Source organism: Variovorax sp. Sphag1AA (assembly GCF_014192575.1).
Classification (GTDB): domain Bacteria; phylum Pseudomonadota; class Gammaproteobacteria; order Burkholderiales; family Burkholderiaceae_C; genus Variovorax.
In genome coordinates, this window is record NZ_JACHYC010000002.1 from 941,879 (window position 1) to 961,385 (window position 19,507).

Annotated in this window: 17 protein-coding genes; 6 read left to right on the plus strand and 11 right to left on the minus strand. The window is 67.3% G+C overall.

Annotation, left to right across the window (positions count from 1 at the left end; translation table 11 throughout):
• Window positions 1-14: 14 nt before the first annotated feature.
• On the minus strand, window positions 15-1,535 hold the full coding sequence (adh, locus tag FHW64_RS11045; protein WP_184525919.1) for an aldehyde dehydrogenase: 1,521 nt from the start codon (window positions 1,533-1,535) through the stop codon (window positions 15-17).
• A 222-nt stretch (window positions 1,536-1,757) separates the two neighbouring features.
• On the opposite strand from adh, the gene FHW64_RS11050 reads away from it, so the two are divergent.
• The 4 genes from FHW64_RS11050 to FHW64_RS11065 all read left to right on the plus strand — a co-directional run bounded on the left by FHW64_RS11050 (window position 1,758) and on the right by FHW64_RS11065 (window position 6,622).
• Window positions 1,758-3,614 (plus strand): sigma-54-dependent Fis family transcriptional regulator, encoded by a 1,857-nt coding sequence (locus FHW64_RS11050; RefSeq protein ID WP_184525921.1) that lies wholly within the window; start codon window positions 1,758-1,760, stop codon window positions 3,612-3,614.
• A gap of 87 nt (window positions 3,615-3,701) precedes the next feature.
• Window positions 3,702-5,018 carry a DUF2325 domain-containing protein gene (locus FHW64_RS11055; protein ID WP_184525923.1) on the plus strand — a complete coding sequence of 439 codons (1,317 nt, stop codon included), beginning with the start codon at window positions 3,702-3,704 and terminating at the stop codon, window positions 5,016-5,018.
• Complete coding sequence (locus tag FHW64_RS11060) at window positions 5,015-5,536, plus strand: MarR family transcriptional regulator (RefSeq protein WP_311733282.1); 522 nt, start codon at window positions 5,015-5,017, stop codon at window positions 5,534-5,536. The genes FHW64_RS11055 and FHW64_RS11060 overlap by 4 nt, the downstream gene beginning before the upstream one ends.
• Window positions 5,537-5,581: 45 nt before the next feature.
• Window positions 5,582-6,622 (plus strand): substrate-binding domain-containing protein, encoded by a 1,041-nt coding sequence (locus tag FHW64_RS11065; protein ID WP_184525927.1) that lies wholly within the window; start codon window positions 5,582-5,584, stop codon window positions 6,620-6,622.
• A 17-nt stretch (window positions 6,623-6,639) separates the two neighbouring features.
• Here the strand turns inward: FHW64_RS11065 and FHW64_RS11070 are convergent, their stop codons facing one another.
• Genes FHW64_RS11070 through FHW64_RS11080 form a run of 3 tightly spaced genes read right to left on the minus strand, consistent with a single transcriptional unit; the run spans window position 6,640 to window position 11,374 of the window.
• Entirely contained in the window at window positions 6,640-7,674 is a 1,035-nt protein-coding gene (locus tag FHW64_RS11070; RefSeq protein ID WP_260303739.1) for a carotenoid 1,2-hydratase, read from the minus strand.
• Between the two features lie 51 nt (window positions 7,675-7,725).
• A complete protein-coding gene (locus FHW64_RS11075) occupies window positions 7,726-8,796 on the minus strand; it encodes a PLP-dependent cysteine synthase family protein (protein ID WP_184525930.1) in 1,071 nt (356 codons plus the stop codon).
• A 22-nt stretch (window positions 8,797-8,818) separates the two neighbouring features.
• A complete protein-coding gene (locus FHW64_RS11080; protein ID WP_184525932.1) occupies window positions 8,819-11,374 on the minus strand; it encodes an ABC transporter permease in 2,556 nt (851 codons plus the stop codon).
• A gap of 173 nt (window positions 11,375-11,547) precedes the next feature.
• Here FHW64_RS11080 and FHW64_RS11085 point away from each other — a divergent pair, with 173 nt between their 5' ends.
• On the plus strand, window positions 11,548-11,892 hold the full coding sequence (locus FHW64_RS11085; protein ID WP_184525934.1) for a hypothetical protein: 345 nt from the start codon (window positions 11,548-11,550) through the stop codon (window positions 11,890-11,892).
• A 7-nt stretch (window positions 11,893-11,899) separates the two neighbouring features.
• Here the strand turns inward: FHW64_RS11085 and FHW64_RS11090 are convergent, their stop codons facing one another.
• The 3 genes from FHW64_RS11090 to FHW64_RS11100 all read right to left on the minus strand — a co-directional run bounded on the left by FHW64_RS11090 (window position 11,900) and on the right by FHW64_RS11100 (window position 14,540).
• Window positions 11,900-13,153, minus strand: a complete 1,254-nt coding sequence (locus FHW64_RS11090; RefSeq protein WP_311733283.1) for a DUF6596 domain-containing protein — start codon at window positions 13,151-13,153, stop codon at window positions 11,900-11,902.
• On the minus strand, window positions 13,150-13,503 hold the full coding sequence (locus tag FHW64_RS11095; protein WP_184525938.1) for a YciI family protein: 354 nt from the start codon (window positions 13,501-13,503) through the stop codon (window positions 13,150-13,152). The genes FHW64_RS11090 and FHW64_RS11095 overlap by 4 nt, the downstream gene beginning before the upstream one ends.
• Before the next feature lie 122 nt (window positions 13,504-13,625).
• Complete coding sequence (locus FHW64_RS11100; protein ID WP_184525939.1) at window positions 13,626-14,540, minus strand: zinc ribbon domain-containing protein; 915 nt, start codon at window positions 14,538-14,540, stop codon at window positions 13,626-13,628.
• Between the two features lie 74 nt (window positions 14,541-14,614).
• Here FHW64_RS11100 and FHW64_RS11105 point away from each other — a divergent pair, with 74 nt between their 5' ends.
• Window positions 14,615-15,586, plus strand: a complete 972-nt coding sequence (locus FHW64_RS11105) for a threo-3-hydroxy-L-aspartate ammonia-lyase (RefSeq protein WP_184525941.1) — start codon at window positions 14,615-14,617, stop codon at window positions 15,584-15,586.
• On the opposite strand, the gene FHW64_RS11110 is transcribed toward FHW64_RS11105, so the two are convergent.
• The 4 genes from FHW64_RS11110 to FHW64_RS11125 are packed head-to-tail and all read right to left on the minus strand — an operon-like array spanning window position 15,583 to window position 19,384.
• On the minus strand, window positions 15,583-16,236 hold the full coding sequence (locus FHW64_RS11110) for an ABC transporter ATP-binding protein (protein ID WP_184525943.1): 654 nt from the start codon (window positions 16,234-16,236) through the stop codon (window positions 15,583-15,585). The genes FHW64_RS11105 and FHW64_RS11110 overlap by 4 nt on opposite strands.
• On the minus strand, window positions 16,233-17,186 hold the full coding sequence (gene miaA / locus FHW64_RS11115) for a tRNA (adenosine(37)-N6)-dimethylallyltransferase MiaA (protein WP_184525945.1): 954 nt from the start codon (window positions 17,184-17,186) through the stop codon (window positions 16,233-16,235). Before miaA ends, FHW64_RS11110 begins: the two co-directional genes overlap by 4 nt.
• Window positions 17,176-18,429 carry a multidrug effflux MFS transporter gene (locus FHW64_RS11120; RefSeq protein ID WP_184525947.1) on the minus strand — a complete coding sequence of 418 codons (1,254 nt, stop codon included), beginning with the start codon at window positions 18,427-18,429 and terminating at the stop codon, window positions 17,176-17,178. Before FHW64_RS11120 ends, miaA begins: the two co-directional genes overlap by 11 nt.
• A 25-nt stretch (window positions 18,430-18,454) precedes the next feature.
• Window positions 18,455-19,384, minus strand: coding sequence for an alpha/beta hydrolase (locus tag FHW64_RS11125; RefSeq protein WP_184525949.1), 930 nt, complete (start codon window positions 19,382-19,384; stop codon window positions 18,455-18,457).
• Between the last annotated feature and the right edge of the window lie 123 nt (window positions 19,385-19,507).

Here is a 19,507-nt window from a genome sequence, read left to right on the forward strand (position 1 = left end):
AGCAGGTACCACGGTCAGAAGAAGCCGAGCTTGTTCTCGCTGTAGCTCACCAGCAGGTTCTTGGTCTGCTGATAGTGGTCCAGCATCATCTTGTGGTTCTCGCGGCCGATGCCCGATTGCTTGTAGCCACCGAATGCCGCATGCGCGGGATAGTGGTGATAGCAGTTGGTCCACACGCGGCCCGCCTGGATCGATCGCCCCATGCGGAAGGCACGGTTGATGTCGCGGCTCCACACGCCTGCGCCCAGGCCGTAGAGGGTGTCATTGGCAATCGACAGTGCCTCCTCTTCGTCCTTGAAGGTGGTCACGGAGACGACCGGGCCAAAGATCTCTTCCTGGAAGATGCGCATCTTGTTGTGCCCCTGGAAGACGGTGGGCTTGACGTAGTAGCCGCCGGCCAGATCACCCTCCAGCAGATTGCGTTGGCCGCCGGCAAGCACCTTGGCACCTTCCTGCTTGCCGATATCCAGGTAGGACAGGATCTTCTCCAACTGTTCGCTGGATGCTTGCGCGCCGATCATCGTCTGCGGGTCCAGCGGACTGCCCTGGCGGACGGCGGCCACGCGTTGCAGCGCGCGCTCCATGAAGCGGTCGTAGATCGATTCCTGAATCAGCGCGCGCGACGGACAGGTGCAGACCTCGCCCTGGTTCAGCGCGAACATCGTGAACCCTTCGAGCGCCTTGTCGAAGAAGGCGTCGTCCTTGTCCATCACGTCGGCGAAGAAGATGTTGGGGGACTTGCCACCCAACTCCAGAGTGACCGGAATGAGGTTCTGGCTTGCGTACTGCGAGATCAGGCGGCCCGTCGTCGTCTCGCCGGTGAAAGCAATCTTGCCGATGCGATTGCTCGACGCGAGCGGCTTGCCGGCCTCGACGCCGAAACCGTTCACCACGTTCACGACACCCGGCGGGAGCAGGTCCGCAACGAGTTCCATCAAGACCAGGATGGAAACCGGCGTCTGCTCGGCCGGCTTCAGCACCACGCAGTTGCCTGCGGCCAGCGCTGGCGCGAGCTTCCAGATGGCCATGAGGATCGGGAAGTTCCACGGGATGATCTGGCCCACGACGCCGATCGGCTCGTGGAAGTGATAGGCGTAGGTCTCGCTGTCGATCTCGCTGATGCCGCCTTCCTGGGCGCGAATACAGGCCGCGAAATAACGCAGGTGGTCCGCGGCCAGCGGGAGATCCGCCGCCATCGTCTCGCGGATGGGCTTGCCGTTGTCCCAGGTCTCGGCCGCGGCAAGCATCGGCAGGTTTTCCTGGATGCGGTCAGCGATCTTGTTGAGCACGTTCGCGCGTTCGGTGGGCGAGGTCTTTCCCCAGGCAATCTTCGCCTTGTGCGCGGCATCCAGGGCGCGGTCGATGTCCGCCGCTGTCGAACGGGGTATCTCGCAGAACGGCTTCCCTGTGACCGGCGTGATGTTCTCGAAGTACTGTCCTTCGACGGGCGCGACCCACTCGCCGCCGATGAAGTTGCCATACCGCTTCTTGAAAGGCACCGTCGTACCAAACTTGCCCGGTTCGAGCATGTCCATGCGTGTCTCCTTGCGTAGAGGTTGAATTCGGCGCCGTCATGCACGGCCCCGCATCGGACACTGCAACGCGCATACCCGCTTGCCTTCGGGCATTCCCTGAGTGCGGTTCCCTTCGAGAACTGCAGTGCCCTCAGGGGCGATGTCGCATCGCGCGACGTATTCGTGAGAACATGACGAATCCCGTTGTCGCAATCTGCGACGGCGCTGAAACGGAGACGATCAATGCTCGTGCTGCCGACGCCGGCTCCGCAAGTGGAACTGGCCCGAGAACTGTTTTTCCGTCAGGGCCAGGTTCCGGACGCCGGAATCTCCCCGCTCATCCTGCGTTCCTGGCGCCGGAGTCAGCCCGTGGAGAACCGGCGCATCGACCCCGAGCCGCTCGGGCTGGCGCTCCTGCAGCAGCGCAGGGAACAGGCGATGCAACTGCTGAGGTGCGCGCAGCCGGAGCTGGACGGCTTGGCGGAGCACGCGGCGGCCAGCGGTTGCGTGGTGGTGCTCTCCGACGCGAGCGGCCTCATCCTCGAAGAGATCGGGAGCCCGGAGTTCCTGCCCAAGGCACAGCAGGTCGCGCTGCAGCCGGGTGTCGATTGGTCCGAAGGCAGCCGCGGCACCAACGCGATCGGCACGGCGTTGGCTGAAGGAGAAGCGCTCACGGTCCTCGGCCGCGAGCACTACCTCGATCAGATCGGCGTCATCGGATGCGCGGCCGCACCGATATTCACCGGCAGAGGCGATCTCGTCGGAGCGCTCGACATCTCCGGCGATGCGAGCAGCATCGATGCGCATGCACTCGGACTGGTGCGGCTGGCGGCCTGCCAGGTCGAGCACCGCATGGCGTTGGCAACCGCCCGCGGCGATCTGCTGCGCTTTCATCTTCGGCCGGCCTTGATCGGAACACCACGCGAGGCATTGGTGATGGTGGAGGATGGGCGCGTCGTCGGAGCCAACCGCATCGCGCTGGAGCTTCTCCAACGCGTCTGGAGCGACGTGCTGGATCTGGAGGTGGAGGCAGTCCTCGGCACCCGCTGGAACGTTCTGGAACATCAGCGCGGCCTGCTGACGCTTCCCGGTGGTCAACAGATTGCGGCGTTGGCGGAGCGTGCTCGCGCGGTCGCGGGCAGCGTTCGCCCGCAGACTGGCGGACGACAGGTGGAGACCTCCGACGCGGATGACGTCGTTGCTCCGCTGCTGAAGCAGGCTGTTCGCGTGCTCGACGAAGGCGTGGCCGTGCTCGTGACGGGCGAGACCGGATCCGGCAAGGATCTCTTCGCGCGCAGCTTGCATGCCGCGTCGCGGCGCGCCAAGGGTCCATTGGTGGCGGTCGACTGCGCATCGCTGCCGGAGAGCCTGATCGAAGCCGAACTGTTCGGCTACGAGGAGGGCGCCTACACAGGCGCTCGCCGCCGGGGCATGCCGGGTCGGATTCGCGAGGCGCATGGTGGCGTTCTGTTCCTCGACGAGATCGCGGACATGCCGCTGTCCTTGCAGACACGCCTGCTGAGAGTGCTCGAGGAGCGTTGCGTCACGCCCCTGGGTGGGGGCAAGCCGCAGCCAGTCGATTTCGATCTGGTCTGTGCAACGCATGGGAATCTGGCCGCGCTGGTCGAGCAGGGTCGCTTCAGGGCCGACCTGATGTACCGGGTCGCTGGTTTCCAGATTCGACTTCCCGCGCTGCGCGAACGCAGCGATCGTGGCGCGCTGATCGAACGCCTGCTTGCGGAACTGGGGGGCCAGAGAAAGGGACTGCGGTTGAGCCGGACCGCCCTCGCAGCCCTTGTTCACTACCCATGGCCGGGCAACGTGCGTGAACTCCGCAGCGTGTTGCGCACGCTCGTCGCGCTGTGCGAGCAAGGGCAGACCATCGATGCGGCCGACTTGCCGCTACAAGGCATCTCGCCGTCGGAGCGCGACGTACCCCCGACGCAGGCCTGTGCTTCCGGCACGCTGGTCGCGATCACCGATCGCGCCGTCGAGGAGGCGATGGCGCAATGTGGCCTCAACGTCGCCGACGCGGCCCGCGTGCTGGGTGTGCATCGAAGCACGATCTATCGCCACCTGGCTGCGCGACGTCGAGCCTGAGCAGGAGGCAGAGCCGGGCGGCGATCGCCCATCGTTATGCCAAGCCGTATATTACGGCCGAGCGCTGGCGACTTCTTCCTACTTCGCATGAACAACTTTTCTCAGGCTCGTCCGGCAATCCGGCCGAACTTCCCGATGGGCCGCGTGGCCGGCGAACTCGCCGGCCGATGGGCGGCAGAACCCGAGATGCCACGGCCGGCCGACGTCGAGCCCGCGGCAGCGCGTGTACGACTGGGCGATCTCGACACCCATCTGCATTGCTCGATCGTCGGCACCTGCCTCACCGATGCGGATCTCCGAAAGGTCCTGGCGCGCTTCGTGGACGTGCAAGACGCCACCGATCTCGATCTGCACCACGAAGCTGTGCGACTCGCGGGCAGCGATGCGCAGGTGGCGCGCGCGTTGCACAAGGCGCTGGACGCGCGTTTCGATGCCGTGCTGAGACGCTTTGCCAAGGCCAGGAATGAGCAGGACGTGCGGGCGCTCTGGCGCGAGTTCCATCAGCGCGGGGAGGTGCCCGCGGCCTACTGGGCTGTGCTGTCGCATCGACACGCGTCGGGCGCCGTGCGGCAAGAGGTCTTTGGCGAAGTTCACATGCTGTCGCACCTGATGGGTGCTTCCACGCGTGCGGACCTTCGGCAGCGAGTCTTCCTGCAGGCCGAGAATGACCAGCTCCGAGCGCAGCACGCGCAATTGCAGGATCGCTATCAGCGTCTCGTGGAGACCCATGACCGGACGGATCAGGAGCACCAGCAGACCGCGACCCTGCTACGCGTGGCCCGTTCCGAGATCGAGGAATTGCGGGCACGGACGGCGGTGCGGCCTGAGTCTCCTGCCGATACGCCGTCAGAGCAGGTCGCCCTGCACACGCAGAGGCGCGAACATGCAGAGCAGCGTGCAGCGAGAGCGGTTCAGGAAGTCGACGAGCTCAAAGCGGAGATGGACCATCTGCGGCTGAAGCTGCAGCAGGTGGTGGGCGAACTGCACGCGGCGGATGCCCAATTGCACCGTTGGCTCTCCGAGGAAAGCGCGGATGCAGCGATCGCGCCGGCCGAGCTCGGAGGTCGCCGTCTGCTGTATGTCGGCGGTCGGCCAAGTTCCGCGAACGCCATTCAGGAGTGGGTCGAACGCAATGGTGGGGAATTGCGCCGCCATGACGGCGGGTTCGAAGATCGAAAAGGCCAACTGGCGGCGGACATTGCGTGGGCCGATCGGGTGGTCTTCCCCGTGGATTGCATCGATCACGATTCCGCCGGAAGCATCAAGCGCCACTGCGTCCGGCTGGGAATCCCATTCACGCCGCTTCGCACCGCGAGCCTCGCGAGCTTCGTCGCGGCTGCCAGCAGCGAATGGATTCAGCGGCAGCCGACCGCCGGATCGCACCTTTGCCTGAGGCACGCGTGAGCGCTCGGGACGGCTCCTCGCCCTGGATCGACCTGGACGCGGACGGCGATGGCCTGTCGGTCGATACCTTCATCACCACATTGATGAGCCAGGTCGGGAGCGCACTGCGCCGCACCATCACGGTTCCCTACGTGCAGCAGTTCGGCCTGACGGTGTCCGAGTGGCGCCTGCTGTCGCTGATCGCCCACCACTGTCGCATCTCGTTTGCCGACCTCGTGATGCAATCCGAATCGGACAAGGCATTGGTCAGCCGGACGGTCAAGGTGCTGCAGAGTCGCGGTCTCGTTCGGGTAGAAGGCGAGGGCGATACGCCCCGCAGGAAGGTGTGGTGCGCGATCACGCCATCCGGGCAGGCGCTGTATCAGGACGCGATTCCGATCGCTCGTGAACGACAGGCGACGGCCATCCGGTCGTTGTCACAGGAAGAGCGTGATGTGATGTACAGAGCCCTGAGGCGGCTTCGAGCGCACTGTTTGCAGTCCGAAGCGCAACCAAGTATCAGATCCGCGCGGGATTAGACGAGGTCTTGCCACCACCAACTCTCATCAACCGGAGGCATTCCGATGCATGCTCGACAAGAGATTCTGGGTTCGGCTGCAGTCCTTCTTTCGGCCGTGAGTGGGTCTGCCGCCGCGCAGTCTGCGTGCCCTCCGGGGGCGCCACAGGTCATCGTCTATCACGCGGGAAGTCTTACCGCTGCGTTCTCGCAAGTCGAGAAGCTCTTCACGGCGCAAACCGGGGTCTGCGTGGTGGATGTTGCCGCAGGAAGCGTTGACGCCGCGCGTCGCGTGACCGCCGGCAAGGAACCGTGCGACATCTACGCCAGTGCCGATGCCGAAGATATCGATGCGCTGCTGAAGCCGGCCGGCTATGCGGACTACAGCATCACTTTTGCGCAGGGCGCGATGGTCCTGGCGTACAACACAGCGAGCAAGAACGCGTCGACGATCGCTGCGCCGAACGTTGCCTTCAACCCACCCGCGCAGGTTCCGCCCGTGGCGAGCGACTGGTACAGCCAGTTGACGCAGAGCGGCGTGCTCATCGGCGGCTCGAATCCGTTCCTTGACCCGAGCGGCTACCGCTCCGACCTCATCTTCCAATTGGCCGAGCGCCGCTATCAGGTGCCGAACCTCTACAACACGCTTGTCGGCCACTACACCCTCACACGCACCGGGGACGTCCTGGGCAAGAACTTCGACTATCAGTTCACCTACGAGCACAGCGCCTATGCGGCGTACCTCGCGAACCCCCAGAGCTACAGGTACGCGAGCCTCCCCCCAGAAATCGGGCTCTCCGATTCCAATCTGAACCGGCGATACCGGCAGGTAAGCATCGAAATTCCGGGACTCCACACCGAGCATTCGCAGGCATCCGTGCGCCTGCCCGCAACGCGCGTCGTCTGGGGACTGACCATCCTCAAGGGGGCGCCCAATGAAGCCAACGCAGTGAAGTTCCTCCAGACGCTGTTCAGCGACGAGGGCAGAAAGATTCAGCAGAGCACTGGCCCGACGCCGATCGTGCCGCCCGTGGTGAGCTATGCGGATCTCAGGGATCTTCAGCCCGCATTGCGTGGGCTGGTTCGTCCGGTCCGGGACGAACGCTGACCCGGCTTGCGGCCGCCTCACATCTTCAGCGCGCGCACATACCCAGTCAGCTCAAGATACCCCCGCCCCACAGTTCGCCCCTGCGCATCCCGCAGATCGCTCAACCCTTCCCAATACACCGCCCCTGTCGATCCACTGCTATCAAGCTCCTGATCGTCCAGCAGCGGATGCACGCTGAACGTGCCGACCGGCGTCTGGATGCGCAGCCGCACCGGGTAGTCCCCCTTCGTGCGTGGGCTCACCCATCGCCCTTCAGGCGTGAACTGCAGTTCCTCTGGGCTGAACACACGCATCCGCCCATCCGGACTGCGCATCGATCCTCCGGCCCACAGCGTCGAGCCATCGCGATGCCGGATGCGGAAGGCCATCAACGCGCTGCCATCGAAGAGGTTCATGCCGATCCAGTCCCAGCCCGACGCGTCGGGATGCAGGTAGGCATCGCTCCATTCGTGATCGAGCCATGCGGTGCCTTTCACATCGAAAGCGTGGCCTTGCACCGTGAGTTGGCCTTCGGTCGCAAGCTGGGGTTCGCTGTAGTAGTAGCTCGCCTGTTCGACTGAAGGGCCCTTGCGTGAAAGCCCCGCGTCGCCTTGCAGCATCACCGGCTGCGTGGGCGCAAAGCGCAGGTCGAGCGCGAAGCCATCGGCAGGCAGTTGCGCGGCGTAGCCCTTGCCTTCGCGCTTCAGCGTCCAGTTGCGCAGGCGTACGTCGGTGTCTTCTTCCGAGGCTGACGCGACGCCGAAGCCCGCGCGCGCGATGCGCTGGTCGTGCCAGAGCTTGCGGCCTTCGAGGTCGGTGATGGCCGCGTGCGCAAAGATCAGTTGCCGCGCCGCGAATTCAGATCGCATGTCCTGCGTTTCGGCAATGCGCGAGCGGAAGAAGGTGAGCTGAAATCCGAACTCGCGTGCACCGGAGCGCGCATGGCCGGTGATGTACCACCACTCGGTGTTGAGATCGGGGTGACTGCCGAAGTCCCGCGGAAAGCGCATCTCACGCGGCGGCAATGCCCAGGCGGCCATCGGCGCGGCCAATGCGCCAAGGGCGCCGAGCATCAGCATCCGTCGCGAAAGTCCCGGTAGTCCGCGTGCGTGCATGCGAAGCGTTCAGGCCGCGATCGCTGCGTCGATGCGGCGCTGCGCCTCGCTCACGTCGCCGAAGTTCTGGCGCACCCAGTCGGCATCGTGATAGCTCGGCAGGTAGCGCTCACCGGAATCGCACAGCAGCGAGAGGATCGAACCCTGGCGGCCCGAATCGCGCATCTCCTGCGCGAGCGCGAGCATGCCGACGAAGTTGGTGCCGGTCGACGGCCCGACCTTCCGGCCGAGGAGCGCCGAGAGCGCGCGCATCGCGGCGACGGAATCGATGTTCGGCACCACGATCATCCGATCCACCAGCTCGCGGATGAAGCTCGGCTCCACACGCGGGCGGCCGATGCCTTCGATGCGCGAGCCGGGCGCGGTGAGCGCTGCGTCGCCACTCGCGTAGTAGTCCGCAAAGACAGAGCCTTCCGGATCGGGGACGCACACCTGCGTCTGGTGGCGGCGATAGCGCGCGTAGCGGCCGATGGTCGCGCTGGTGCCGCCCGTGCCTGCGCCCACCACGATCCATGCCGGCACTGGATGCCGCTCGCGCGCCATCTGCTGGAAGATGCTTTCGCCGATGTTGTTGTTGCCGCGCCAGTCGGTCGCGCGCTCGGCGTACGTGAACTGGTCCATGTAGTGGCCGCCGGTGCGCTCGGCGAGCGCGCGTGCCTCGTCGTAGACCTGGTCCGCGCGTTCGACGAAATGGCAGCTTCCGCCATGGAACTCGATCTGGGTCACCTTCTCGGGCGAGGTGCTGCGTGGCATGACCGCGATGAAGGGCAGGCCGAGCAGTCGAGCGAAGTAGGCTTCGCTCACCGCGGTCGAGCCGCTGGATGCCTCGACGATCGTCGTGCCTTCCCTGATCCAGCCATTGCACAGCGCATAGAGAAAGAGCGAGCGCGCGAGCCGGTGCTTGAGGCTTCCCGTGGGATGCGTCGATTCGTCCTTCAGGTAGAGATCGATGCCCGCCGCCGCAAAGGCCGGCAGCCGAAGCGGGATGAGGTGCGTATCGGCGCTGCGCTGGTAGTCGGCTTCGATGCGAAGGATCGCGTTGTCGAGCCAGCGGGTGTCGTGGGATGTCGATGCGTTCATGGCGGCGATTGTCGCGAGTCGCTCACCAGTCTTCCTTGACAGCCATCACGGCGTCATGGCCGGCCGCCGCACGCCCCGCGAGCCACGCGGTGAGCGTGCCGGCCGCAAGCACCGCCGCGCACAGCGCGAAGAGGCGCACCCACGGCACCAGCAAGTCCATCGTCCAGTGGAAGCTCTGCGGATTCACCACGTGCACCAGCACCACCGATACCGCGAGTCCGAGCACCAGCCCCGCTATCGCGCCGATGGCGGTCCATGCCGCGCCTTCGCCCGCGACGATCGCGAGCACCTGCCGCCGCGTGAAGCCGAGGTGCGCCAGGAGCCCGAATTCCTTGCGTCGCGCGAGCACCTGCGCGCTGAAGCTGGCCGCGATGCCGAACAGGCCGATGCCGATCGCGACCGCCTGCAGCCAGTAGGTGACGGCGAAGCTGCGGTCGAAGATGCGCAGCGAGGTGGCGCGGATCTGGCCGACAGAGGCGATCTCGATCGGTTCGGCCGGGCCGAGCCGCTCTGCGGCGACATCGCGCACTGTCTGCGTCACCTTCGATGCATCTGCGCCGGGCGCGAGCCAGAGCGCGACGTCACTGACGCTGCGGTCGCCGGTCAGGCGCTCGAAGTCGCGGGCGTCGATCGTGATCGCGCCGAACTGCCGCACGTAGTCGCGCCAGATGCCCGCGACGAAGAAGACCGGCGGCTGCGCGGGCGATGCGGAAGCAAACGCGTGCGAGAGCGGCTCGAAGACCGCGCCGGGGCGCGCGCCGTAGAGCTCGACCATCGCCTCGCTCACGTAGACGCCGATCTGGCCTGCGGGCACGGGCAGCGCCGCGCCAAGCAGCGGCAGCGAGCGATCGGCACCGTCGTCGAGGCTGCGCGAGATCAGCGTCACGGCGGGTCGCGATGGGTCGAGCAGCAGGGCGCGCGTGCGCAGCGTCCCGGTGCGCGTGACCCCGGGAATCTGCGCGAAGGCCTGGACGGTCGCGGGCGTGAACGAGGCCTGCTCGCTCGTGGAACTGCCGCCGCTCGCACTGCGCAGATAGAGATCGGCCGGCAGCACCACGTCGAGCCACCGCGTGACGGAATCGCGGAAGCTCGCGACCATCACCGTGAGCGCTACAGCGAGACTCAGGCTCGCGACCACGCCGCTGACAGCGACCGCCGCGGTGCCGCGCATGCGTCGCGCCCGTTCGATCGCGAGCAGCGGCAGCACGCGCTGCGAGAAGAAGGGTGCGATGCGGTCGTAGAGCAGGGCGATCAGCCAAGGCAGCGCCGTGATGCCGCCCACCAGCAGAAAGCCGACCGAGAGGTATGCGGCGATCGGGATACCGAAGACCGCGGGCGCCGCGGCGAGTGCCACGCCGGCGGCGATCAGCAGCAGGGCGATCCGGTGTGCGCCGCGTTGCGCATGCGTGGTGCCGAGGCCTTTCAGCGTCTGTGCCTCCGGCAGTGCCTGCGCCGCGCGCGCCGGCCACCAGCCGCCGACCAGCGCCGCAAGAACGCCGAGCGCGCCGTAGAGCAGGGCCGCGCTCCAGCTCCAGCGCAGCGTCGGCGCGACGCCTTCGAAGTAGCCGCCGCCGAGATCGCCGCCGAGCACCTTCAGCGCAAAGGCGGCCAGCGCAGTCCCGAGCGCGATGCCGGCCGCGCTGCCGATGAGGCCCAGCACCAGCGATTCGGCGAGCACCAGTCCGAGCCGCCCGCGCGGCGTGAGGCCCAGCACGCCGAGCAGCGCGAACTGCTGCGCGCGCTTCGCGACGCTGAGGGCCAGCACGGAGAAGACCAGGAAGGCGCCGGTGAACAGCGCCACCAGTGCGAGCACGGTGAGGTTGACGCGATAGGCCCGCGAGAGATTGCTCACGCGCTCCGCCGCGTCGCCGGGCTCCGCGATCTGGATGCCCTGCGGCCAGCCGGGCGATTCGCGCAGGGCATGCGTGAAGGCGGCGCGGTCGGTGCCCGGCGCCAGTCGCAGGTCGATGCGGGTGAGCTGGCCACCGCGACGGAAAAGGTCCTGCGCCGCGCCGATGTCCATGACCGCGAGCGCTGCGCCACCGGCGGCCACCTGGCCGGCAACCTTCATCGCCTGCCACTGGCCCCCGACGCGCAATTGCACGGTGGCAGCCGTCTCGCCGAGCGCTTTGCGCGCTGCCGCGTTGAGGAACACATTGCCCGGCCGCAGCAGCGAAAGGCGCTCGCTGCCTTCGGTCGGTCTGGGCATCAGCGCGGGCGCGATCGACGGCAGCACCAGCGGGTCGATGCCCACCGCGCGAATCGGGATCTGCCGGCCATCCGCCAGGGCAACCGTCGGCACTTCGAGCACGGGGCTCGCGAGGGACACCATTGGATGCGTTGCCACTTTCGCGAAGACGGCTTCATCGAAGCTGCCCTGCACCGCGCGCAATTCCAGGTCGGGCTGGCCGTTGACCGAGCGAACCGCACTCGAGAACTCGTCGAGCGCCGAGGCGTTGATGAGCTGGACCGAGAAGGCCAGCGCCACCCCGAGCATCACCGCGACGATCGCGGCGGCATTTCGCCATGGGTGATGGCGCAGTTCCTGCAATGAGAAGGTGGAAAGCAGCGCCCACATGCAAGGCATTCTGCCGCGCCACTGGGATGGTTGTTCCGGCGCGACAAAAATCACGCTGTTCGTATCTGTATAGGGGGTCTACTGCTTTGGCCGTATTGCGCCATGCGGTACGCAGGCCTATCTTTCGACCACGGTCAAGGTCTTTCAACTCAACAACTTACGGCGGACTTTTCATGTTGACCACTCTGCTTGTCATCGTCGCTGCCTTTGCGCTGCGGGAGCTCTATCTGGAGCACTGGCTGGGCAGGTCGGTCTGTATCAGGAAGCAACGTCAGGGTTGGATGGCCGTCGAAGTCCGCCGCCGCGTCGCCATGGAGCGGCTCCCGAGCAGCGTCTCGGACTACCCGGTGCCGCGCGAGGAGCGGATTCTCGTCAATCGCCTCGCGGGCGTGGTGCTCTGGCATCGCGAAGTGAGCGTGGGGCTGCCGCTCAGCGCCTGCGACCATCTCCAGGATGTGACCGCCCAGGAATTCGATCGCGCGTTCCCCTCCTGGCTGCGGGTGAAGAGCGCGGGCTGATCGCCGCTTACAACCGATTGGCCGCGGCCATCAGATAAGCCCGGATGGCCGGGCTCGTGCTCAAACCGGCCGCGCGCGCATAGGCCTCTCGGGCCTCCGGCACCTTTCCCGTCTCTCCCAGCAGATACGCACGCGCCGCCCAGTAGGGCTGGTAGTTGGCGATTTGCGCCGATGTGAACGCGTCGAGCGCGCGCAGTCCCTCGGCCGGGCCGGCGGCATTGGCCAGTGCGCATGCACGGCTCACCTGTGCGCCCAGGCCGGGGCGCAGGGCGAGGAGCCCGTCGTACAGCGCCACGAGCGCGTCGGGCGGCACCTCGGCGCCAAGGCGTCGCGCGCAGTGCGCGGACTGGATCGCGGCTTCCATCTGATAGGCGCCCGGCCTGCTCAGGCCCGCGGCGGTGCGCAGGGCCTGCTCGGCCTGCTCGCGAAGGGCGTGGTCCCACCGCGTGATGTCTTGCTCGTCGAGCGGCACGTAATCGCCTGCAGCGCTGCGGCGGGCGGCTGCCCGGCTCTCGCAGAACAGCATCAGTGCCAGAAGCCCCCAGGGCTCGGGTTCGCGCGGCATCAGTCCGCAGAGGATCCGGCCGAGTTCGATGGCTTCGGCCGTGAGCCCGCGCTGCTTGGCGTCCGCGCCGTCGACGTCGTCCCACCCCGTGCCGTAGGCGGCGTAGATGCCGTCAAGCACGTCCTGCAGGCGCTGCGGCAGGTCTTGCGCGCGCGGGAATTCGAAGGGAATGCCAGCGGCCCGGATGCGCGCCTTGGCCCGCACCAGCCGCTGCCCGAGCGTCGCCGGCGCGGTGAGGAAGGCGCCTGCCATGCGTGTCGCGTCGAGGCCGAGCACCGTCTGCAGCATCAGCGGCGCGCGGGCGGCCTCGTCGATCGCCGGGTGGGCACAGACGAAGAGCAGGCGCAGACGGTCGTCCGGCACCGCCTCCGCGCCGCCGGGTTCCGCCGCGACTTCATCGGCGAGCAGGAGGAGGGTCTGCGCCGCGTCGTCCTGCACACGGGTGTGCCGCCAGGCGTCGAGCGTGCGGTTGCGCGCGACGCTGAGCAGCCAGGCCTCGGGCCGGTCCGGCACGCCCTCGACCGGCCAGCGTTCGAGCGCACGCGCGAAGGCATCGGCCAGCGCATCTTCCGACGCCGCGATGTCGCGCGTGCGCGCCGAAAGGATTGCGACCAGCCGGCCGTACGACTGGCGTGCGGCCGTCTCGGCGGCCCGTTCGGCGGCCGTTCGCGCTTCGTGCTGCGCAGCCTGCGTCACATTGGGGTCGTGAACACCGGGCGCACTTCGACGCCACCGGTGCTCGCGCAGGGCGCCCGGGCGGCCCATTCGAGCGCGGTGTCGAGGTCGGCGACGTCGATCACGAAGTAGCCGCCGAGCTGCTCCTTGGTGTCGGCGAAGGGACCGTCCTGCACCTGGCGCTTGTCGCCACGGACGCGCAGCGTGGTGCCCGTCATCGGCGGGTGGAGGCCGTGGCCGTTAAGTGCGACGCCGGACTTGCGGATCGCGCCCACGTAATCCATCCAGCTGGCGCGATAGGCCTTGCTGGTGATCTCGTCGCGCTCCAGGAATTCAGATTCCGGCTGATAGAACATGAGCATGTATTGCATGGAAACCTCGCAGAAAAATGTGCCGAGCAGGATCGCTCACTGCAATGACGGCGCGCAAGAGGGCATTTCGACAGCACGTGCCGAAAAAGTGCGAGGAGTATCTGGCAGGCGGCGCTGCAGCGTTACCGGGCCGGCGGGGTCGAGTAGTCGTACCGTGGCCCCGGGCCGATCGCGATCGGCGGGCCGGAGTCGCCGCTCGGCATGACCGCGGCAGCTGGCGCGCGCACTTCCGGGCGCGCCTCGTAGCGCGGTCCCGGTCCGACGGCGATGGGCGGGCCGGGGTCTTGCGTGGCGCGTGGGGCGGCGGCGGGCTGCGTCCAGCTGTATTGCGGGCCCGGCCCGGCCGCGATCGGCGGCCCGAGATCCGGCTGCGAGCTGGGTCGGCGGATGACGACCGGGTAGTCGAGCGGATCCTCGACGTCCCGCGCATCGCGACGTGCGCGTGGCGTGATGGCGGCCGTGCGGGTCGATGCGGGGCGCGAAGCGGCGGGCTGCGTCCGATCCACTGCTGTCGCTTGTTGCTGCGCGGCGGGTGCCGGCGTGGCGGACTTGCCCGCCGAAGCCGCCTGCCGCTTTGCCAGTGCGAGCGCCTGTGTCACGGAGTCCTGCGTCTGCGGTTCGGGCGCGGCAGTGCTCTTTGGCTCGGCGGCCGGAGGCGCGACAGGCGCGGGCACAGGCGTCGGAACGGGCAGCGCGCGGACGGGGTCCCGCGTTTCCGCAGTCTGCGGCGCCACCGTCTCGGCGCGCTGATTCCACGGCGCGGGCCGACCATGCAGCACGTAAATGCACCACGCGACGAAGGCAATGACCATCGTCAACCCAACGAGCCCGAGATGCAGCCAGAACGACGTGGGCGACGCCTCCGGCCGCGACGCGGCAATCGGCCGTTCGCGCTCGAAGGACTGCATCGCCGGTATCTGCGCTGCAACGCCGCCTGCCGGCGCGAGGCCGGGGAGCCGTCCCGCGCAGCCGATGCAGAACTTCGCATTCGCGCGATTGGGTGTTCCGCAGTTTCCGCAGACAAGAGAATTGGACATCCGGTAAAAATTGCACGCTTGAACTCTGCTGTCTGTCAGTCGTGTCCGACAGCCCTGTCACTACCGAGGCCGATATGCATCCACTTCCCACCTACGACGACGTCATTGCCGCTGCCGGGCGAATCCATGGTCATGCCCACCGCACGCCGGTGTTGCGTTCGCGCACCGCCGATGCACGCTGGGGCGCGCAGTTCTTCTTCAAGTGCGAGAACTTCCAGCGCATGGGCGCATTCAAGTTCCGCGGGGCGTTCAATGCGTTGTCGAGATTCGATGCCGCGCAGCGCAAGGCGGGCGTGATCGCGTTCTCGTCCGGCAACCATGCGCAGGCGGTGGCACTCGCCGCGAGCATCCTCGGCATGCCGGCGGTGATCGTGATGCCGAACGACGCACCTGCGGCCAAGCTCGCCGCCACACGTGGCTACGGCGCGGAAGTGGTGCAGTACGACCGCTTCACCGAAGACCGCGAGGCGCTCACGCGCAAGCTCGCCCAGGAGCGCGGCATGACGTTGATCCCGCCCTACGACCATCCCGACGTGATCGCGGGGCAGGGCACGGCGGTGAAGGAACTGATCGAGGAGACCGGGCCGCTCGATGTGCTCTACATCTGTCTTGGCGGCGGGGGGCTGACCAGCGGCTCGGCGCTTTCGGCGCGCGCGCTGTCGCCGCAGTGCCAGATCTACGGCGTCGAGCCCGAGGCCGGAAACGACGGGCAGCGCTCGCTGCGCGAAGGGCGCATCGTCCACATCGACACCCCGAAGACCATCGCCGACGGCGCGCAGACGCAGCACCTGGGCGAATACACCTTCGGCATCATCAAGCGGGACGTGAACGACATCGTGACGGTCAGCGACGCGCAACTCGTCGAGGCGATGCGTTTCTTCGCCGAGCGGATGAAGATGGTTGTCGAGCCCACGGGATGCCTCGCCTTCGCCGGTGCCTGTGCCGCGGGCGATGCGATCAAGGGCGCACGCGTGGGCGTGGTGATCAGCGGCGGGAACGTCGATCTGCCGCGCTTCGCGGCGCTGCTTGCCGGACAGGCTGCCTAGCGAACGCCGTCCGCGCTCAGGTGCAGCACCCGATCAGCCCGCGCCGCCGCGGCTTCGGAGTGCGTGACCAACACCAGCGCCGCGCCATGCTCGCGCGTCTGTGCGAGCAGCACCTCCAGCACGCGCGCGGCGGTGGTCGGGTCGAGATTGCCGGTCGGCTCGTCCGCCAGCAGCAGTGAGGGCTGGTGCACCAGCGCACGCGCGATCGCAACGCGCTGCAACTGGCCGCCGCTGAGCTGCTGCGGCAGACGGTCGCCGAGCCCGGCGAGTCCCACCGCATCGAGCATCCGTGCCACGCGCTCGTCGGCAGCCGGGCCGCGCTCGCCGAGCAACATCAGCGGAAGCGCCACGTTCTGCGACACGTCGAGGTGCGGCAGCACGTGGAAGGCCTGGAACACGAAGCCCACGTGCCTGCGCCGCCAGATGGCACGTGCCTCGGCATCGAGCGCGCCGATGTCGGTGCCGTCGTGCACGACGCTGCCGGTATCCCAATGGTCGAGGCCGGCCATGCAGTTGAGCAGCGTCGACTTGCCGACGCCCGATTCGCCGACGATCGCCACGAATTCACCGGCTGCGACTTCGAGCGATACATGCTCGAACACAGGCACGTCGCCGTAGTGTTTGCCCAGATCAACGATGCGCAATGTCATGCGATTCGCGCCACCTGCTGCACGACCTGCTCGATCGCACCGGGCGCTTCGGCCGCGATGACGTGGCGCTGCGGCATGCTGCGCAGCCAGGTGATCTGACGCTTGGCGAGCTGGCGGGTGGCTGCGATGCCGCGCTCGCGAAGTTCGGCCATGGGCCAGTCACCATCCAGTGCTTCCCATGCCTGCCTGTAGCCAACGCAGCGCATCGAGGGCAGGTCGGCGTGCAGATCGCCGCGCGCGCGGAGCGCATGCACCTCGTCGATGAAGCCTGAGGCCAGCATCACATCGAAGCGCATCGCGATGCGTTCATGCAGCCATGCGCGCTCTGTGGGTTCGAGCGAAATCAGCGCCGCGGGTGGCCATCCCGTCGAGAGCGCGCCGGTGTTGCCGGCAGCATGGAAGCTCGACAGTGGCTGGCCACTCGTGTGCCATACCTCCAGCGCGCGCTGGATTCGCTGGCTGTCATTGGGTGCGAGACGTGCGGCGGTGACTGGATCGACTTCTGCCAACCGCGCGTGCATCGCAGGCCAGCCCAGCGAAGCGGCATCGGCTTCGAGCCGTTTTCGCACCTCGGGGTCCGCGGCCGGCATGGCGTCAATGCCTTCGGCGAGTGCCTTGAAGTACAGCATCGTGCCGCCCACGAGCAGCGGCAGCTTTCCGCGCGCGGTGATCTCGACGATGAGCCGCCGTGCATCCTGAACAAAGGCCGCTGCGCTGTAGGACTCGCGCGGGTCGATGATGTCGATCAGGTGATGCGGCACCTCTGCGCGTTCTTCGCGCGTGGGCTTGGCTGTGCCAATGTCCATGCCGCGATAGACCAGCGCCGAATCGACGCTGACGATCTCCACCGGTCGCGCGCGTGCGACGGCGAGTGCCGCTGCCGTCTTGCCTGATGCGGTCGGTCCGGCCAGCGCAACGTATCGCGGCACGGCGTTGCGATCAGCGGTCATGCCCGTCCCCATACTTGCGGACGGCCGTCCACGCGACGATCGCGATGCACACGCTCCAGAACCACATTCCGAGCGTGAGCGGCATCACCGTGCCGTCCATGCGCGCGCCGAGCCAGCCACCGATGCCGAAGGCGGCCAGCATCATGATGAAACCATTGAGTGCCGACGCCGCGCCTGCCGCCTGCGGAAAGGGGCCGACGGCGCCGGTCTGTCCACAGGGCTGATGCACGCCGTGGCCAAGCATCATGAGCGTGAGCGGCGCCACGATCGCCGCGACCGACTGCACGCCTGCCAGCGAGAGCGCGCCCATCGCGGTGCCGCCCACCAGCGTGAGAACGCCGGCCCGTGCCACGCTGCCGCGAACGCCGAAGCGCACGAGCCAGCGTCGGCAGACGAAGGTGCCGGCGATGTAGGCGACGGAGTTCCAGAGCATCACGAGCCCGTATTGCGTCTTCGTGAGCCCGAGCACCTGGATGAAGACGAAGGAGGACGAAGCCAGGAAGGTGAAGAGCAGTCCGTACGCCGACGTCGTGAGTGCGCTGAAGGCAAGGAAGGTCGGGTTGCGCAGCACGGTCACCCAGGTGCGGACCAGCGTGGCGAAGCGCAGGGCGTCCGGGTTGCGCGCCGGGAGCGTCTCGCTGAACCGGAATGCGATCAGCGCCAGCGTGGCCGCGCCGAACAGGGTCGGCACCAGCAGCGCGAAGCGCCACCCGAAGAGGTCGGAGACCAGCCCGCCCGTCGGTGCGCACAGGCAGGCGATGACGCCCAGGCCGGTGAGTGCGCGCGACATGACGCGGGCACCCTCGGCCGGTTGGTAGAGGTCGCGCACGATCGCGCGTGCCGCCATCACGGCCGAGCCCATGGCAGCGCCCTGCAGCGTGCGCCAGACGATCAGCACTTCGATGGAGGGTGCAACGGCACTGCCGATGCTCGCGAGCACGTAGGCGCCCAGTCCCCATAGCAGCACTGGCCGCCGCCCGAACCGGTCCGACAGCGGTCCGAAGACGAGCTGCGAGCTGCCGAACGCCAGCAGCAGTGCACTCAGCGTGAGTTGCGCATGCGCCATCTGCGCGCCGAGGCTTGCCGTCAGCGCGGGAAGTGCGGGCAGGTAGAGATCGGTCGTGATCGGCTGGATGCCCAGCAGCAGCGCGAGCATGAGCACGACCAGCGCCGCCGGCATGCCAGCGGTGCGAGGAGAGGTCTTGGAGGAGGACGAAAGGGCCTGTGCGGCAGGGGGCGGCATGCGCCCAAGGGTAACAAAGCCCGCGTCAGAGCGAAGGCGTGGATGCGCTGTGCGCGACGGTGGGCGCGGGTTGGGTTGCGGCCATGTCAGACGGCGGCACCAGCGGCGGCTCGTGCATGCGGAACAGTTGCGTGAGCGCGGAGCGGTATTGCGCCTGGCCGATCGAATTGAGGTTGTGGTGCGATCCGCCTTCGACCAGCACGAACATCTTCGGCACGGTGGCCGCGTCGTAGAGCTTGCGGCCGAGGGTCGGATTGATGAGGCTGTCGGCCGTGCCATGCACCACGAGCAGCGGCGCGCCGATGTCCTTGACCTTGCTGATCGCCTCGAAGCGCTGCGTGATGAAGGGGCCGAAGGGCAGCCATCCCCACTTGAAGCTGCTGACCACGTCGGCGATCGACGTGAAGGTGCTTTCGACGATCGTGCCGCTCTCGTCGTTCACACGCGATGCGAGATCGATGCCGATCGCGCCGCCGAGCGAATGGCCGAAGATGTAGCGCGGCTGCTTGGGATGGTGCGCGGCGAGCCACTTCCAGGCCTCGAGCGCGTCCTCGCGCGCCGAGTCTTCGGAAGGCAGGCCCTTGGAACTCTTGCCGAAACCGCGGTAGTCGATCGCAAGGACCGAGAAGCCCAGTTCGTTCATCCGCCGCATCCGGGGCGACGAACCGGCCACGTTGTAGCGCGCGCCGTGCAGGTAGAGCATGACCGGCTGGTCTGGCGATTGCGGCGCGCGGCCGAGCCAGAGGCCGTGCAGCTTCACGGGCTCGCCGGTCAGGGAGGACTTGAACTCGATCCAGACGTCATCCATGCCCACGCTGCTGGCTTCCGAATTGCCCCAGCTTCGGTCGCTGGGCTGGAAGATCCATTCGCGTTGACGTTCGTCGAGCGTCGAGCAACCTGCTGCCAGCAGGGCGACCAGGGCGGTAGCGGATGCATACAGGGACCAGGGTTTCATGAACGTCGAAGGATTGGGGCTCGGCCGGAAAGTTCAACGAAAGACTTCATGCAACGGCTGTGCCCGCCATCCCGATGACCCCGGAAAACCCTAGGTACGGCGCGGCTGTACGCGCATCCAGGG

Excerpts from the sequence above, each read along its gene's own strand:
- FHW64_RS11055 (WP_184525923.1), top strand. The coding sequence starts at position 3,702 with ATGAACAACTTTTCTCAGGCTCGTCCGGCAATCCGGCCGAACTTCCCG.
- adh (WP_184525919.1), bottom strand. The coding sequence starts at position 1,535 with ATGGACATGCTCGAACCGGGCAAGTTTGGTACGACGGTGCCTTTCAAG.
- FHW64_RS11120 (WP_184525947.1), bottom strand. The coding sequence starts at position 18,429 with ATGCCGCCCCCTGCCGCACAGGCCCTTTCGTCCTCCTCCAAGACCTCT.
- FHW64_RS11050 (WP_184525921.1), top strand. The coding sequence starts at position 1,758 with ATGCTCGTGCTGCCGACGCCGGCTCCGCAAGTGGAACTGGCCCGAGAA.
- FHW64_RS11065 (WP_184525927.1), top strand. The coding sequence starts at position 5,582 with ATGCATGCTCGACAAGAGATTCTGGGTTCGGCTGCAGTCCTTCTTTCG.
- FHW64_RS11125 (WP_184525949.1), bottom strand. The coding sequence starts at position 19,384 with ATGAAACCCTGGTCCCTGTATGCATCCGCTACCGCCCTGGTCGCCCTG.
- FHW64_RS11100 (WP_184525939.1), bottom strand. The coding sequence starts at position 14,540 with ATGTCCAATTCTCTTGTCTGCGGAAACTGCGGAACACCCAATCGCGCG.
- FHW64_RS11075 (WP_184525930.1), bottom strand. The coding sequence starts at position 8,796 with ATGAACGCATCGACATCCCACGACACCCGCTGGCTCGACAACGCGATC.
- FHW64_RS11070 (WP_260303739.1), bottom strand. The coding sequence starts at position 7,674 with ATGCTCGGCGCCCTTGGCGCATTGGCCGCGCCGATGGCCGCCTGGGCA.
- FHW64_RS11095 (WP_184525938.1), bottom strand. The coding sequence starts at position 13,503 with ATGCAATACATGCTCATGTTCTATCAGCCGGAATCTGAATTCCTGGAG.
- FHW64_RS11110 (WP_184525943.1), bottom strand. The coding sequence starts at position 16,236 with ATGACATTGCGCATCGTTGATCTGGGCAAACACTACGGCGACGTGCCT.
- FHW64_RS11080 (WP_184525932.1), bottom strand. The coding sequence starts at position 11,374 with ATGTGGGCGCTGCTTTCCACCTTCTCATTGCAGGAACTGCGCCATCAC.
- FHW64_RS11105 (WP_184525941.1), top strand. The coding sequence starts at position 14,615 with ATGCATCCACTTCCCACCTACGACGACGTCATTGCCGCTGCCGGGCGA.
- miaA (WP_184525945.1), bottom strand. The coding sequence starts at position 17,186 with ATGACCGCTGATCGCAACGCCGTGCCGCGATACGTTGCGCTGGCCGGA.
- FHW64_RS11085 (WP_184525934.1), top strand. The coding sequence starts at position 11,548 with ATGTTGACCACTCTGCTTGTCATCGTCGCTGCCTTTGCGCTGCGGGAG.